At 38.7% G+C, this 15,028-nt stretch carries 10 protein-coding genes; 1 reads left to right on the top strand and 9 read right to left on the bottom strand.

What is annotated here, in order from left to right; translation table 11 throughout:
• The first annotated feature begins 1,369 nt into the window (after positions 1-1,369).
• Complete coding sequence (locus tag NNC77_RS15445) at positions 1,370-2,257, top strand: Abi family protein (protein WP_254971707.1); 888 nt, start codon at positions 1,370-1,372, stop codon at positions 2,255-2,257.
• Positions 2,258-2,292: 35 nt separating this feature from the next.
• Here the strand turns inward: NNC77_RS15445 and NNC77_RS15440 are convergent, their stop codons facing one another.
• The 9 genes from NNC77_RS15440 to NNC77_RS15400 all read right to left on the bottom strand — a co-directional run bounded on the left by NNC77_RS15440 (position 2,293) and on the right by NNC77_RS15400 (position 14,995).
• Positions 2,293-4,377: an outer membrane beta-barrel family protein gene (locus tag NNC77_RS15440; protein ID WP_254971706.1), complete on the bottom strand. Its 2,085-nt coding sequence runs from the start codon at positions 4,375-4,377 to the stop codon at positions 2,293-2,295.
• A 71-nt stretch (positions 4,378-4,448) separates the two neighbouring features.
• Entirely contained in the window at positions 4,449-5,897 is a 1,449-nt protein-coding gene (locus tag NNC77_RS15435) for a radical SAM/SPASM domain-containing protein (RefSeq protein WP_254971704.1), read from the bottom strand.
• 601 nt (positions 5,898-6,498) lie between these two features.
• A complete protein-coding gene (locus NNC77_RS15430; RefSeq protein WP_254971703.1) occupies positions 6,499-6,969 on the bottom strand; it encodes a hypothetical protein in 471 nt (156 codons plus the stop codon).
• Between the two features lie 12 nt (positions 6,970-6,981).
• Entirely contained in the window at positions 6,982-9,183 is a 2,202-nt protein-coding gene (locus NNC77_RS15425) for a peptidase domain-containing ABC transporter (RefSeq protein ID WP_254971702.1), read from the bottom strand.
• Between the two features lie 61 nt (positions 9,184-9,244).
• A complete protein-coding gene (locus tag NNC77_RS15420; RefSeq protein ID WP_254971700.1) occupies positions 9,245-11,527 on the bottom strand; it encodes a TonB-dependent receptor in 2,283 nt (760 codons plus the stop codon).
• Complete coding sequence (locus NNC77_RS15415) at positions 11,511-12,809, bottom strand: radical SAM/SPASM domain-containing protein (RefSeq protein ID WP_118416895.1); 1,299 nt, start codon at positions 12,807-12,809, stop codon at positions 11,511-11,513. The genes NNC77_RS15420 and NNC77_RS15415 overlap by 17 nt, the downstream gene beginning before the upstream one ends.
• A gap of 68 nt (positions 12,810-12,877) precedes the next feature.
• The gene (locus NNC77_RS15410) at positions 12,878-13,105 is read right to left on the bottom strand and encodes a hypothetical protein (RefSeq protein ID WP_234564041.1); all 228 of its coding nucleotides are present in this window, start codon (positions 13,103-13,105) and stop codon (positions 12,878-12,880) included.
• A gap of 253 nt (positions 13,106-13,358) precedes the next feature.
• Positions 13,359-14,012 (bottom strand): hypothetical protein, encoded by a 654-nt coding sequence (locus NNC77_RS15405; RefSeq protein ID WP_254971698.1) that lies wholly within the window; start codon positions 14,010-14,012, stop codon positions 13,359-13,361.
• Positions 14,013-14,044: 32 nt separating this feature from the next.
• Positions 14,045-14,995, bottom strand: a complete 951-nt coding sequence (locus NNC77_RS15400) for a relaxase/mobilization nuclease domain-containing protein (protein WP_254971709.1) — start codon at positions 14,993-14,995, stop codon at positions 14,045-14,047.
• Between the last annotated feature and the right edge of the window lie 33 nt (positions 14,996-15,028).

Raw genomic sequence — 15,028 nt, 5'->3', positions numbered from 1 at the left:
GCGGTTCTGCTGAGGATGAGATTAATCGTTTTTAGAAAAGTATTGGTTTTCAAATCAACCTCTAAAATGCAATACCCAAATTCTGTGTGATGAATATCTCAGGATTTATTAACCGAGATGTTCATCCACAGAATTTTCACTTATCATTATCAATCGTTAAAAAACATACATTTTATTGTGTATCCAATAAATTGTTATATTTTTGCAAACGAAAAGAGTTGTTTGACAAGCAAACATATGCACATTGCAGAAATTAGAACCGTTGCTAAATTATTACCTCTATTGAGGTAAAACACTCATAAATCGCTCATTTTAAGCTATTCTGAATATTTGGGCAGAATTTTCAGATAAAATATATGCAGGGAAAGCCCCCGGTGCGTATAGCATCGGGGGCTTTCTGTTTTTAATGCTTCTGCCCTTTACCTTTCCCTTCGGCCGGTGACCGTTGGTTCAGGGCGTGTGGAGCAAAACTTGCGAAACTTGAGTAATTTACCATTTAATATTTTTCGAAAATGTCTTTAATAAGGATACCTTTCAAGGCATCATTCACATCAAAAAACTTTTGCATCATGTTCATCCAACAATCAACATAATACTTAGGTGAGCACTCTAACGACCACATTTCCCCGATGTCATCCATCAAAGCTTCATCAGGATGCTTTAGCAATGCTGCCCTCAAAGGTACGAAATGTTTTTGAAACAACCAAGGATTTTTGAAGATTATTTGTATTACGGTAATTACAATTTCAGTTATTACAGTTTTTTCCTGAGGGGGTATAAGGGTTTGAAGGTAGTAACAATCTGTTACTACAAATATTTATATATAAATATATAATTATATATTTATATATACTTTTCTATACTTACATTTTAAAAGCGTGATATTGGGTCAAAATAAAACTGTAATAACTGAAATTGTAATTTGTAATCGATTTTTTAGCGGTATCGAGATGCATACATTCATTGCCCCTAAAACTATGACTATCTCATCACAAAGCTATGAGTTATATTGTGTAACTCGCTCTAAATTGGACTTTGATTGAAAATCAAGAAGTTGGGAGTTTGCCTATATTATATAGGTAACAATATGGAAACGAGCGGACTTCTGCTCGTTTCTGTATTTTGCAATATGCAAAGAACGCCTTTAATCGAGGGCAAAGGTACGATAAATTTCTAAATTTTCCATAGTATGCAAGGAGAAAATCATTGAAATTAGAACTTTTTACGTTAAAATCCATATTTGATAAGTAGATTTTGAAGAAAATATTTGGAGCTTCCAATAAAAAAAGAGTATTTTTGCAGCAACAAATCCCACCACGCCTCTCAACGATGCGTACCACGGTGGGACTTCGCTTTTTATAAAGGGTATATGGATTACGACAAACAACTGATAAACGTAGAAGAACAGGTTGCCTTGCTCCAAAACAGAGGGCTGGTGATAGAGGATATTGCAACTGCCAAATTGCAGCTTCTAAATATCAGCTATTTCCGTATTGCCAGTTACCTACGATATATGGAGGAAGACAGGCAGTTTCATCATTATAAGCTGGGTAGTACATTTGAACAAGCCATCGACCTTTATCTCTTTGACAAAGAACTTCGACAACTCATATTCAAGGCAATTCAAGATATAGAGATTTCTCTTCGAACCAAAATGATTCAGGTGTTCTCTATGGAGCATGGTGCATTTTGGTTTATGGATGCATCATTGTTCAAAAATGCAGACTTTTATGAAGGCTGCCTTGACAATATCAAGAAAGAGGTGTCTCGTTCAAATGAAGATTTCATCAAGGAGCATTCCGAGAAATATACTTTTCCTTCTCTCCCTCCTGTGTGGAAAACATTGGAGGTCGTTTCGTTTGGTACGCTTTCCAAATTATTTTGTCTATTCAAGGACAATCGTCTCAAAAAGCAAGTGGCAAGAGAGTTTGGGCTTCCTCAATACACTTACTTGGAAAGTTGGGTAAGGTGCATAACCGTGCTTCGAAATTGTTGTGCCCACCATGCTCGTATATGGAATAGGCGTTTTGCCTTGAAGCCACAATTGCCAAATCGGCTTCCCCTTGCTTGGATAACTCCAACCCAAAAGCCTATCAAACTGTACCATCAGTTATGTACCTTATTATATATGGAGCAAACTATAACTCCTTGTATGGATTTGAAAAGCTCTCTGCTCAAATTTGCAGATTATCCCAATATTGATTTACATGCCATGGGATTTCCACAAGGATGGAGAAACGAACTCTTACGGAGATAGCAACAAATGTTCGGATATAAGCCTATCCAAGTGCTCTACATTCTTTCTTTATCATCTTCATTTGAATATGTCTTGCCATGTCGACTTGTGCGTTTTGCTCCTGCGGAAAAACTAAACGTCATGCCAACAAAGAACTTTCTTGAAAGAAAATCGAAGTTTGAATGGTGTTCAAAATCACCATTTTTGAATACTTGCCGATTCTTTCCCCTACTATTAAGTAAGTCTTTCACACCAAAATTGATATTCAGTTTGTCATTAAAGCAGTTGTAATCGCCCTCAATGTCAACGTTAACCAAATCGGTTTTCTGAATAAGATAGAGTTGCTTATAATGTTTCACATAGCGAATGTTTGCCATTGCCGTAAATTGTTTTGACAGTCTAAATCGACTTAAACTAGTCAGAGCAACCCCGAAGTCGTTAACATGTTTGATACTATTCTGATATAAACTCTGACTCAACTCTACATTATTTCTACAATTCCATATACCCCATTTAAAAGGTATACCCATATATAGCAACAATCTCTTTGTTGAGCCATCGTTTCTCAATGTATAGCGAGTTTGTCTTTCTCCAATCTGCTCGTACATTTCATTGATTTTTTTGTCTATGAAGAGTGCTGAAAGTGAGAAAACGTATCTTGATTTCAGAACGAATTGCAATGCTGCATTATACAGTAACTCACCTCTTAAATTAGGATTGCCTTCCTTATAAGATGTTTCAGACAAATGAAAGACGAACGGATTTACCATCTGGTACGACGGTCGATTTATGGATTGCGTATAACTCAGCGACAAAGCGTTTCCCTCTCCAATATCTCTTTTCACAAAGAATGATGGGAAGAGTGTGTTGCCATTCTGGTTATTACTCAATTGGTCTTTCACCTTTTGCCGAGTTTTCCACTCTGTATATTCATTACGCACTCCTATCTGTACCTCCCAAGGGTGAAAAGTATATCTATACATTCCGTATATTGCGAATCGTTGCTCAGAGTATTTGAAATTGTCTCGCTGTTCAATGGCTTCCGATAGTATGCCTGCCAAGGTTGCATTACCGAGATACAATTTGCTATTATAATTGATGTCTGCATACACGTACTTGGCTCCAAGGGTGAACTGATGATGATTTATAATCTTTGTAAAATCTACCTGTGCGCTATAAATGTCTATACCCTCGACTGAGGGTTGCGACTTTGATACGATACTGTCCGAACCTCCGTATAAAACATATTTGTTCTCATATTTATACAAATCTCGTTCTCTTTTTCCTGCATAATCGGCAACAATGTTCATCTTACTGCCTAGTGTATCTGTCGTCCATTCATAGTTTAAGGTAACGTTATTAGTGTTGTCCTTTAACGTATATGGTGCAAAACTCTTGATGCTCGTTGGGTGTGGACTGTTGTCAACAATCGAAGAATTAACCCAACAGTCGTAGGAATAGTCTTTCGAGTAACTGCCCGACCACTCGATACCCAAATATTGCTTGGGAGAGATGGTGAAGTCGAGTCCTATTTTTGGCATATAGTAGTTCCCTTTGTCTGAACTTTCCGATTGACTATCAATAATTACGCCACTTCCATAGTCGTTTTCTGCGGTTTTTGTTCTGCTTTTCGACTGTTCAAAGGACATATTGCCATAGAGAGCAAGTTTGCCCCATGAATATGTCAATCCAGTATATTCTGAGAAAGTATTTCTGCTTTTCCGTTCATACTCGCTACCAACATAACCCGAAATTCCATACTCATGCTTCTTCTGTCGATTGATAACAAGAATTGCAGTACCCCCTTCCGCATCATATTCGGCGGTTGCTTGAGGAAGAATCTCCAGGTTCTTAATTTCATTGCCACGCAAAGAAGAAAGATAACTTTTAAGTTGCGCACCTCTCAGGTTCAACAATCTTCCACGTTCGTATATCTTGACACTATTCCCCATAACGCTAATGCCTCCTTCTCCGTCATAATCTACGTCTGGAATCAATTGCAAAATGTTGGAAAGTGAACGAGCTTTCAGCATTTTACTGTGCTCTACACTAACTATCATTCTGTCCGCCTTACGCTGAACCAATGGTCTTTCTGCAGAGACGGTTACCTCTGAAAGTTTTATGGTGTCTGATGCTGCCATCAGATTACTTTGTGCAAAGCACGTTAGTGTGCATTGCACAAAGCACCAACAAAGAATATACAAGTACTTTTTCATAGACACTTCGGACAATTTACGTCTGGATAATCCCAATGTTTTGCACCGTATTTCCTTACAATATCTCTATAGCACACTTGTTTAGGAATTCTACATGCTTCGTAATCTCTACAGGTCTTACATGGACTAACATCTGAAATTTCTGATTGCTTTAGATGATAAAGATTCAAAGCTGCCTTAGAATTCCATATATCATTGAGTGATTGTTCTAAAATGTTGCCCACAATAAATTTTGGATGCCAGTATAATTCTTCACAAATGGTAACATTGCCATCTGGCAGGACAAACAATTGAAGATAATTGCCAGCGCAAACACTTCTTTCATTAAACTTGGCCCAAGTTTTAGCAGAAGAGGGCATCTCTTTTTCTTCAAGTCCTGAAGATAGAATCGGAAAGTTAGCATTTTTCTGTAATTTATTACATAATACAGATACAGATGCTTGAGCCTTTTTTGTGGGTACAATTGAACCATGAACTGCGGTATTTACATAAATTGATTCCGCTCCAACATCAGGCTTCCAATAAAGGATATTGGTAAAATCTTTTATAAAGTCAAATATTGATTTAAAATCCTCTTCTGTAGAATTCTTTTGCGTTAGAATCGAATGTATCGCAATTTTTATGCCATATTTATCTAATAGTCTTAGGGTATGTTTTACGTTTTCAACATACCCATCATTTACTCCTAACATTCGATTTAATGTTTGCGGGATTAGAGAATCTAACGAGAATTGCAATTGAGTGCAGTTGTTAGAAGAAAGAAATTGAATATCAGACTCTTTCAAACACATTTTTGTACTTAACAAAGGATAATAATTGTGCTCTACCAAGAATTTATACAGTTGTTTCCAATGAGAATATAAAAAGAATTCACCTCCAATTACATCAATTGCAACAACACCATTTATTTTTGCTTCTTCAATTATCTGTTTATAACGTTCAATGGATATCTTATTTTCTACTATCTTTCGCTTATCTGCATAACAATAATAACAATTTGTTGAACAAATATTATTAACCATTAATGTAAGTTTTGATACGGAAATAGGTCTTGATACAGACAAATCTATATTATCCAATAAGAAATCTTTAGGATTATACACAATATCTCTCGTCTTATCAGAAACAATGATAAGACGAGACGGAAATACTATGCTATAATTTTTGTAATGAATAACTTTAGAACATTCACAATCTACTAAATTGGTAATAAATTGAATAAGTTCTTTAGCATCTATTGGGATAAATTTTCTTATATCCTCAATGGTATCATCAATTTCCTTGCCATTTAAAAATGATAAAATAATAGCATGAAGAGGATGGATTGCTCCACAAAATCCCTCGTCATGTTGGTCTTCTGCACTAACAATCCCTCCTCTATGAAAGATAAAGACTTTACCTTTATCTACTTTTAGCCGATATATCGGATTAAAGAGAATTTTCATTAACTTGCTCTTTGTTTTGAACATCCAGAACTACAACTAACATTACAGCTTGCTGAACATGAATTTTGACATACTTGATCTTGTATTGTATCATTCACGTCATAGCCACCACCTGCCAAAGTTACCATTTCTGATTTCAAGAGAACTTCTGATTCTTCTAGAAATCTTTTTTTTATCACATCATTCATAATACAAATAATTATGCTTACTCTTTACTATTAGCTTTTCGGCAACCGCTCATGTTTGTCTTGTATGGTTTGTATATAATCTTGTGCCAGATTATTGTAAACATATCACTGTAGAGCAGTCCTCAATTTGAATCAAAAGTACAATTCGAAGTTACGGCTATAAACTTATCTTTAATGCCCGAACTCAATTTGACTATAGTGATTGTAAGTAAGTTCTGCATCATTTTCCAAGACACGCATAATTCTATGTTGCAAAAATAGTTTTTAATCTTTAATATTGCAAGAATTTGATTGGATTTTTCATAAAAATAATATTTTTTAACATAAAAGAATACTAAAAGATAACCTGCGAATTCAACAAGTAAGTGCAAAATCACGAAATGTTCTTTAAAATGGCTGATATAGGATATAGCTTACCCTAACATCTGCTGCCATAAGGTCTTATTGTTGACGATGATTCTGACATCGGCTTTCATGTACTTTTGCAGCACAGGGGAATTTTTCCCCTGTGTACTCATTGTGGCTATTGCCATAAAATAGTTGCCATCTTCCCTATGTATGAGTTTTGCATTATGGCTTATGATGTCGCAGTTATAAGATGCATTATCGTTGCCCTCGAAAGATACATGAGCCGTCCTTGGCTCATCGAAAAGGTACAAATACTTATATGGCACAAACACTTGCACTATTCTTTGATTGATGACCTCACCATTAGCCTCTATGGATATAGGATAAGGTATCTTGTAGAAAGCAACTGCGAGGGCAAGGACTATGATTGTAATGATAACTGTCCCCAAGCTGACGAGGCGAGGAGGAACTTTACCTATCACATTCCTCACCTTCTCGCTTCGCAACTCAATATTATCGAATTCTTTTTGTTCCATATCAAAAGCATTTTAGTTTCCCAATTCCAACTGATTCTTCACCAAATTATAGTATGCACCTCGCTTGGCTGTCAATGATTCATGATTGCCAACCTCGACAACCTTGCCATGATCTATGACTACGATTTGGTCGGCATTCTTCACCGTACTTAGGCGATGAGCCACTATCACAACCGTCTTTCCTTTGTAGAACTTATCCAAGTTCTCTACGATGCTTCTCTCATTGTTGGCATCGAGCGAGTTGGTCGCCTCGTCAAGGAAGATATAGTCTGGATTCTTATACACCGCCCTTGCAATCAAGATACGCTGCTTTTGTCCTTGGCTCAGTCCCACGCCATCACGTCCAATCTTGGTGTTGAACTTCAGAGGTAAAGCCATCACATAGTCCTTGATACAAGCTATCTCGGCTGCTTTCAACAACCGTTCCTTGTCTATGTCGCCATCGTCAACGGCAATGTTTCGTGCGATACTCTCCGAGAATATGACACCATCCTGCATCACAACGCCACATTGTCTGCGCCACCACTTTTTGTTGAGTTTGTTGATGTCAGTATTTCCAATATTGATTTTTCCCTCCAAGACAGGATAATAACCAAGCATCAAACGGATGAGGGTCGTCTTTCCACTGCCAGATGCGCCAACGATGGCTGTTACCTTACCTTGCGGAATGTGAATGTTCACATCGTCTATGGTCTTGCGCAAAGCATGTGGGTCGTACTTGAACATGATGTTCTTGATGTCAATGCCCTCACTCTTGTCCTCGATGGAAGTTAGCAAGCCTTCCTTTCCGTTCTCATCATCCATCTGGTGAATCTCGTTGATGCGCTCCAAGCTAATCTTCACATCTTGCAGAGAATAGAAGAAGTTCATCAGTTGCTCCACAGGTGAGTTGAGCTGTCCGATGATGTATTGCACGGCAAGCATCATACCAAGTGTCATTTGCCCATGTATCACGGCGGTTGCAGCCACTACCGTGATGATGATGTTCTTGACCTCGTTGATGAAGATACTTCCTGCCTCCTGTGTCTGTTGGAGTTTGAGCGACTTCATTTGAACGCCGAACAAGTCTGCTTGCGTGTCCTCCCATTCCCATCTTCTGCGCTGTTCACAATCCTGCAACTTGATTTCCTGCATGGAGGTGATAAACTCATAAGTCTTATTGTTGTTGATGGATTGTTGTTCAAACAGCTCATAGTCAAGCACCTTTCTCCGTTTCAAGAACAAGGTCATCCAAGCACCATATAGAATACTCCCCAGCAAGAAGATGGCAAACACTAACTTGTTGTAGAAGAACAGCACTACCGAGAACACAAAGAAAGTGAGCATGGCAAAGGTAATGTTGAGTGTCTGCTGTGTGAGGAAATTGTTTACACGGCTATGATCGTTCATTCTTTGCATCAAGTCGCCCATGAGCTTCGTGTCAAAGAAAGACATCGGCAACTTCAAGAGCTTGATGAAGAAGTCGCTCACCAATGAAATATTGATGCGCAAGGATATATGAAGCAATAGCCATCTGCGGATAAAGTCGATTGCCGTTCGGCTGATAGTGAGCATCAACTGTCCCAACAGGATAAGCCAAACAAAGCCGATGTCTTGGTTCTTGATGCCGACATCTACAATGGACTGGGTAAGGAATGGCAAGACAAGCTGCAAGAGGCTCCCGACTACCAAACCTAAAATGATTTGCCCAAAATAGTTGCGATATTTCTTCACATAACCAAAGAGAAAGTGGAAAGACCTTTTCTCTTTTACGTTCTCTTCCCCTTTCATCTTATAGGTAAAGAATGCAGGAGTGGTTTCCAAGAACATGGCGATGCCTTTGTCCTCGCCATTGGAACTTGTGCTTATCCAATGCTGCTTGAACTCTTCTAAACTATAAGTCACCAATCCTTTTCCAGGGTCAGCGACATAGAACTTCTTTCCTTTCTTGACCTTATATAAAACCACAAAGTGGTTCTGGTTCCAATGAAGGATACAAGGCAAAGGGACTTCACCTAGTACCATAGTTGTAGCTCTAGCGCATGTAGTATGCAAGCCAAGTGTGTTTGCGGCCTCATTGATACCTAACAGAGAAACTCCTTCCGTAGTAGCAAAACAAAGTTTCGACAAAGAATCCAAAGAGTATTCTCTGCCGAAATATTTACATACCATTTGCAAGCAGGCTATGCCACATTGCATGGAATCATGTTGACGAAAAATGGAAAATTTCTTCATTGTATTTATTTTTTTGACAACATCATAAGAAACTAACCAGAGTGCTTAATTCTAAATAGCTTTATCTTAAGATGGAGATACCCTCTTCCGTGCTATCCAAAACTTTGCCAAGCTTATGCTTCTTGTCTGCGTTTTTACGGAAAGTATATCTCAGAATCGCCCAAGGACGGAATTTCTGGTCTTTGTAATGATTCTCTGTCACGGAATGGAAAGAGCCATCTATGGTGGTCGTCTTGCTTTGGTATTCCCCAGTGATATGCTGTAGGCATATGCCAATGTAAAAGTCGGGGGTGATATTGTAATTCACTTGGAGGTTGGCAACGGAAAGTCGTATGTATTTTGTGCAAGCCAAGGCCGTGTAATCTCTTGAATTGTAATCTACATCGCCATAGAAAGAAAAATCCTTCACGTGTGCATTGAAGCCGAATGAGGCATAGGCGGAGTTCTTGGCATTTTGCCCAGTGAAATGGCTGGCCTTCCAGCCGCCACCTGCATAGACTCGCCCCCACTTGAAACGATAACTCAAGTCGGTTCCTGCTGAAGTTTGGGCGAAATGACCAGTGTTGGCGTAAGTGCTATAATAGACATCACCTTTGGAGTAGCCGTAATTTTCTATCATGTCACTTATGTATTTGTAATCGACTGTGGGCGTAAGATACAGCTTCCCTACATTCAACGTATAAGACACGGAAGCATACTGGGTCATTTGAGGCTTGAGCTCAGGGTTGCCGATGCTGACCAGCAAGGAGTCGGTTGACGTGTTGTAGGGATTGATATATGCCACATTGGGAGCTGTGTTCGTGAGCCTGTAGCTCAAACGCACGGAGTTGTGGCTGTTGACGACCCACGTCGTGCTCACATTGCCTCTCGGACGAAAATAGCAGTAACTCACTTCGCCAGCCTTTGCCCATATTCCCTCTAGCCCTATGGATGCATTATAGCGCAGGAACTTGCAAGAACCACCATATCCAACATACATGTATTGATTGTAATTATGGTGCTTAAAAAGTGGATTCTTACCCATCAAGTTGTTGATTTCATCCATGACAAGCGTGCTTCGGCTTCCTGCTATCAACGAACCGTTGTTGGCGAATTCCTTGGAGTAGTCTATGTTGAAACTTCCTGAATGGCGCTTGTTGTCGTAACGAGTATCGTCCTCGTCAAGTTGCTCGTCATAAAAAGACCTACGATTGGCGGTATATTTGTTTTTGTTGAAATTATAGGCCAAGCGCAATTCCAATTCGCTGTTTTTCGTAAACGTATGTTTGTAATACAGACTTGTGGTAAGAATGTTGCTTCTATTCTTGTCGAGGGATTTGAAGCCATATGCCTGTAAAATGTCCGTTTTATAGAATCCCCACGCCGAGCCATTTTCCTCCGTGGCATGATATGAATCATAGATTTGGGCGGCAAAATAATCTCTTGCCGTCATTTGGTACTTCAACAGCAATTCGCCTATCCATTTGCTGCCATCATTGCGAGTTGACAGATGGTAACTCTGCTTGTAACCAGTGTTCTCACGGTTCACGAGCGATTCCACGTCGTCATGATATTTGTAGTGGTAAGCAGCCCTGCCATAAAGGCTCACCTTATGATTTCCCACCTCAAAATATCCCACGCCAAAACCATTGTCAAGCGGGATTTCATGGCGTGTCGCCCCTTCAAGCCATAAATATGGCTTGGTCTGTTTTTTTAGTTTTATGTTCAAAATGCTCGTCACGCCTTCTTGCAAATATCGGGCAGAAACAGAGTTTACGACTTCCACGGACTCGATGTCGGCTGGGGAAATCGGACCGATGCCCGAATTGACCATGTTGCCATTGATGAGAATTAGGGGAGTTTCTCCATTTAGCATTTTCACCGACGAGGTGTTGGCGTCGGATATGATGGTAGGAATCTCTTGTAAAGCCATAAAGGGATTGTTCATCTTCTTGGCATCTGCCGACAGATAGAACACCTCGCCATTGGCAGTCCTCCTTACTATCTGGCTACGGTCTGCTACTACTGTCACCTCGTCCAATATTTTCGTTTCTTCCTCCAGTTTATATATGCGTTTAGTCGTTTCAGTTATGCAGAGAGAGTCACAAAACGTTTGATAGCCAAGACATGTCACCTCTACAGCATAATTTCCATCGGGAACATTGCTCAAGGAAAAATGCCCTTTCTTGTCTGAAGAGGTTGTCTTAAAAATCTTTCCGTCTTGTATGAGCAACACATATCCATTTGCTATCCCCACCTTGCCGTTCATAGAGACAATGTCTCCATGAAATACGTTCTGGGCATAAGCAAACGCAAAGTTAGCAAGCGCAATCAATAGTATAATACTTCTATTTATATAGCTCATTTTTAAGAATGTTATACTTAAACAAATACATCAGATACTCTTTTTGAGTAAGATTACAAGCGTCGAAAGTGCAAATTTTGTCTTTATTTACCAATAATTGCCTATTACATATGCCTAAACAAGCTGGAAACCATTTGCAAGTTTTGCAATAGCTTGGTTGCATATCTGAATACCAACTTTTCATTTTTTCTTCATTCCAATGGATTTTACCAGAAATCATATCAAGTTTTCCCAATGCGTTTTCGTCGTTAAATTTAGAAATTGTTGTGCATTTGAAAATTTTCCCATCATAATTAAATAGAACTTGATTTTTTCTTTCTGCAAAACAAACGCAACCCTTGGGCATGAAATAATAATCTACAAGAAATTTTCTCTCTAAAAAAGTTTGGATAGCATTTTTTAGAGCTTCTGTATTTACTTTTTCAGTTTTTAGCTGCCATACTTTCTTTATTATGACATACGTTTTTCTACGATCTAAGAAATCTATATCGTCAATTATTTCTTCTATATCTCGTAAAGTTCTATTATCAAAATTTACTCTAACAGCTACCCAACGCTTACCTATCTTCTCATTAATTTCTTTTAGAGTCTTGATGGTTTTTGCATAGGTATCCATTCCTGTTATTTTATCAACTTTAATTTTGTTATGGCTACTATGCCCCCCATCCAAAGTTATCTGAAAATGGCATCTAAACTGCTTAAGATAATTTATTTGCTCAGATGTAATAAGAGTGGAGTTTGTTGTAAAATCTGCTATTAACTCTATACTTCTTTCAGAACAAAATACATTTGAATAATCAAGCAATTGTTTTATCCCGTCAAAATACAAAAATGGTTCTCCACCAAAAAAAGACAATTTTAATGTCTTAAATTTAGTTGTTTCATAATGTAAATATATGTTCTTTTTAATAGCTTCTATAACACCAGAGCTTAGCTTGCTACCTACAATTCTATTTTCATAGCAATACCAACAACTAAGATTGCAATCTAACGTTGTGTTTACAACGACATTATACAATCTATCGCTATTAACCATTTTTTCCTTCCCAACAAGAATATTTCCACATTCGTCAATAGTATCGTCAATGATAAATTTATTCTCTACAAGTTTATCATACAGTTTGGGATTCCTTGCTTTTATAACTTCTACATTTTGGACGTTTTCTTCAAAAAGTTTATGGCATGCTTCATTTAATAATAAAAAACAATTGCTAACCGAACAATAATGAAGAAATTGGTGTGGAAGAATTTCTTCATAAAATTGGTATTGGGAATTTTTCATATATATATAATTCTTATAGTAAGCGTTGCCCACTGATGGTGAGCAACGCTTTTGTTAATAATACAATTTCAGTGCGAAATATGATCTTCTATAGACACATTGCATCTACCTGACCCATTGTTGGTGCCAGAACATTTTCCACTGTCATTGTTTGTACCCGAACAAGTACCATCTGCATTATTGGTCGTAGATGCTTCTTGTCCAACACTTCCACCTGCAACAAGAAGCATTTCTTCTTTTTGCAATGCATCTACCATGGACTTGGGTAGAGACATAAATTGCGAATTTCTTTCCATAATACCCTGTTTATGAAAGTTAATACTTAATTTACGAAAGAGTTGACATAATATATCACTCTTTTATGCTGGCAAATATATAGCGATTTTTTGAAGTTTCCAAGAAAAGCGCTCTATATTTTTTAAGAATTTATACATAATTAACAGTACCAAGAGCGTTTTGTCAGAAAAACAGTAATCTTTTCGATAAAAAAACATAATTCAAATGGGAATACTTTCTTTTTGCTATTTTCGTATGTCAAACTTAATAAAATTAATGAGTGCGAATAGAATCCTCATAAGCAGTAACACGATTTCTTACATTGTTGATAATATCTTCATCTCGTTGCACATTGAAATGCTTTTCGATGTAGCGAATATTCGGGTCATCAGATGGAAGCACCATCTTCAATGCTCGATACTTCAACTCTGCCTCCTCCCAATCTTGATACTTTCGCCATTGGGTGAGATTGCCCCAAATGGAGAGGACAAGGAAAAGAGCCAAGCCACCAATGAAAAGAAGAACATACTTTGAGGTTGGCTCGAAGCGATGGGTTACAACCTTCTTTTGAGGTGAGTTGTTCATCACTTCAAGTTTATCTTGCAATGCCTTCGAGGAAACATTATTATCTTGTCTCATCTGCTTGACGGCATCAACCAAGAACTTGTTTCGCTGCTCATTTTTGCCAAGTTCAACCTTAATAAGGTCAGCAAAAACAACAATGGCATCTCTTAATTTGGATATTTTACCTCTGACTTCCTCTTCTTTGATAAACAGCGCATTGATTGACTTATCCAACTTGGTTATGTCATTACTTGCAGGAACGGTTTCCGCTCCTGCGTTCTTTGTGGAGGCAGAAAGCTCATCCACTTTCTGCTCCAATCTCTCAACTGTGCCATAGATGGCTTCCAATAGTTCTTCTTTCATGTTTGATTCTAATTTTAAGTTTGTAATTTGCATCAAAGGCTGAAGCCCTTTCTGCGTTTTCTCTTTTTCTTCTTGGCGGATTCATCCTCTGGGAATGGCTCATAAGTTTGGGCATTAGACGGAGCGAACAAGCCGATGGAAGAAATACCACTCCAAGGGTCTTGGGTATGTTCTGCCGTTGGTTGAGTCTGTTCTACTTGGTGACAATTTGGTTGTCCTCCCTGCATAGATTCGGCTCTTGGCGATACACGATTATACTCAGTGCCAAGTCTTGCATTCAGCTTGCCAAAGCTATAGTCTCGGCTAATCTGCGTACCCTTGAAGCTATATCCATTCTTGCAGAAACGGATGCCTTGAACCTTGGTTCGCTCCTTATCCTTATAGACAAACTCTAAGTGAACACCTTGTTTTGCAAGTTCACTTTTGAACTCGTCCCAGCTATCTGCCATTCTCAATGCGCTCTTTACAGCATTGTGAATCTCATATTTGGCTCGCTCAGCATTGCGTAACTTGCGAGTATTAGTATTGCTCTTGTCCGTTCCGTAGGTCAGTCCATACTTGGATTTTAGAGCCTTGGTCACCTGCTCATTACGCCTGTAATCATTCCTGTCTGATATGAGTTTGCCCTCGTTATTGATGCGGTTATATACGATATGACAATGTGGATTGTCCGTGTTGTGATGCCTTGCGATGATGAACTGGGTATCGGTGATGCCCATCATCTGCATGTATTCAAGGGCTATCTTAGCCATAAACTCATCCGTCAAACGTGGCTTGTCCTCGGGCTTGAAGCTCAAAGCTATGTGCCCCACAGGCTTCTTAATCCTTGGATTTAGTTGCCTTTGTAGCTCGAAACTTTGCGTCATTTCGGCATTCGTACCGAGCAACACGCCATCTGAGGCGATGATTTTCGCCTCGTCCTTGCCTGTAACATAGCGGATGCAACCACCAAATGAGCTGCCCTTCTTTAGCTTGCCTATCATGTGGTATCCTCCTTTCTGCCCATACTGCTTGGC

Source organism: Segatella copri, assembly GCF_024330485.1.
In the GTDB taxonomy this organism is placed as follows: domain Bacteria; phylum Bacteroidota; class Bacteroidia; order Bacteroidales; family Bacteroidaceae; genus Prevotella; species Prevotella copri_L.
Note: the sequence above shows the minus strand (reverse complement) of the source record. Positions and strands in the feature narration are given on the sequence as shown.

Excerpts from the sequence above, each read along its gene's own strand:
- NNC77_RS15405 (WP_254971698.1), bottom strand. The coding sequence starts at position 14,012 with ATGAAAGAAGAACTATTGGAAGCCATCTATGGCACAGTTGAGAGATTG.
- NNC77_RS15440 (WP_254971706.1), bottom strand. The coding sequence starts at position 4,377 with ATGGCAGCATCAGACACCATAAAACTTTCAGAGGTAACCGTCTCTGCA.
- NNC77_RS15410 (WP_234564041.1), bottom strand. The coding sequence starts at position 13,105 with ATGGAAAGAAATTCGCAATTTATGTCTCTACCCAAGTCCATGGTAGAT.
- NNC77_RS15420 (WP_254971700.1), bottom strand. The coding sequence starts at position 11,527 with ATGAGCTATATAAATAGAAGTATTATACTATTGATTGCGCTTGCTAAC.
- NNC77_RS15400 (WP_254971709.1), bottom strand. The coding sequence starts at position 14,995 with ATGATAGGCAAGCTAAAGAAGGGCAGCTCATTTGGTGGTTGCATCCGC.
- NNC77_RS15425 (WP_254971702.1), bottom strand. The coding sequence starts at position 9,183 with ATGAAGAAATTTTCCATTTTTCGTCAACATGATTCCATGCAATGTGGC.
- NNC77_RS15445 (WP_254971707.1), top strand. The coding sequence starts at position 1,370 with ATGGATTACGACAAACAACTGATAAACGTAGAAGAACAGGTTGCCTTG.
- NNC77_RS15415 (WP_118416895.1), bottom strand. The coding sequence starts at position 12,809 with ATGAAAAATTCCCAATACCAATTTTATGAAGAAATTCTTCCACACCAA.
- NNC77_RS15430 (WP_254971703.1), bottom strand. The coding sequence starts at position 6,969 with ATGGAACAAAAAGAATTCGATAATATTGAGTTGCGAAGCGAGAAGGTG.
- NNC77_RS15435 (WP_254971704.1), bottom strand. The coding sequence starts at position 5,897 with ATGAAAATTCTCTTTAATCCGATATATCGGCTAAAAGTAGATAAAGGT.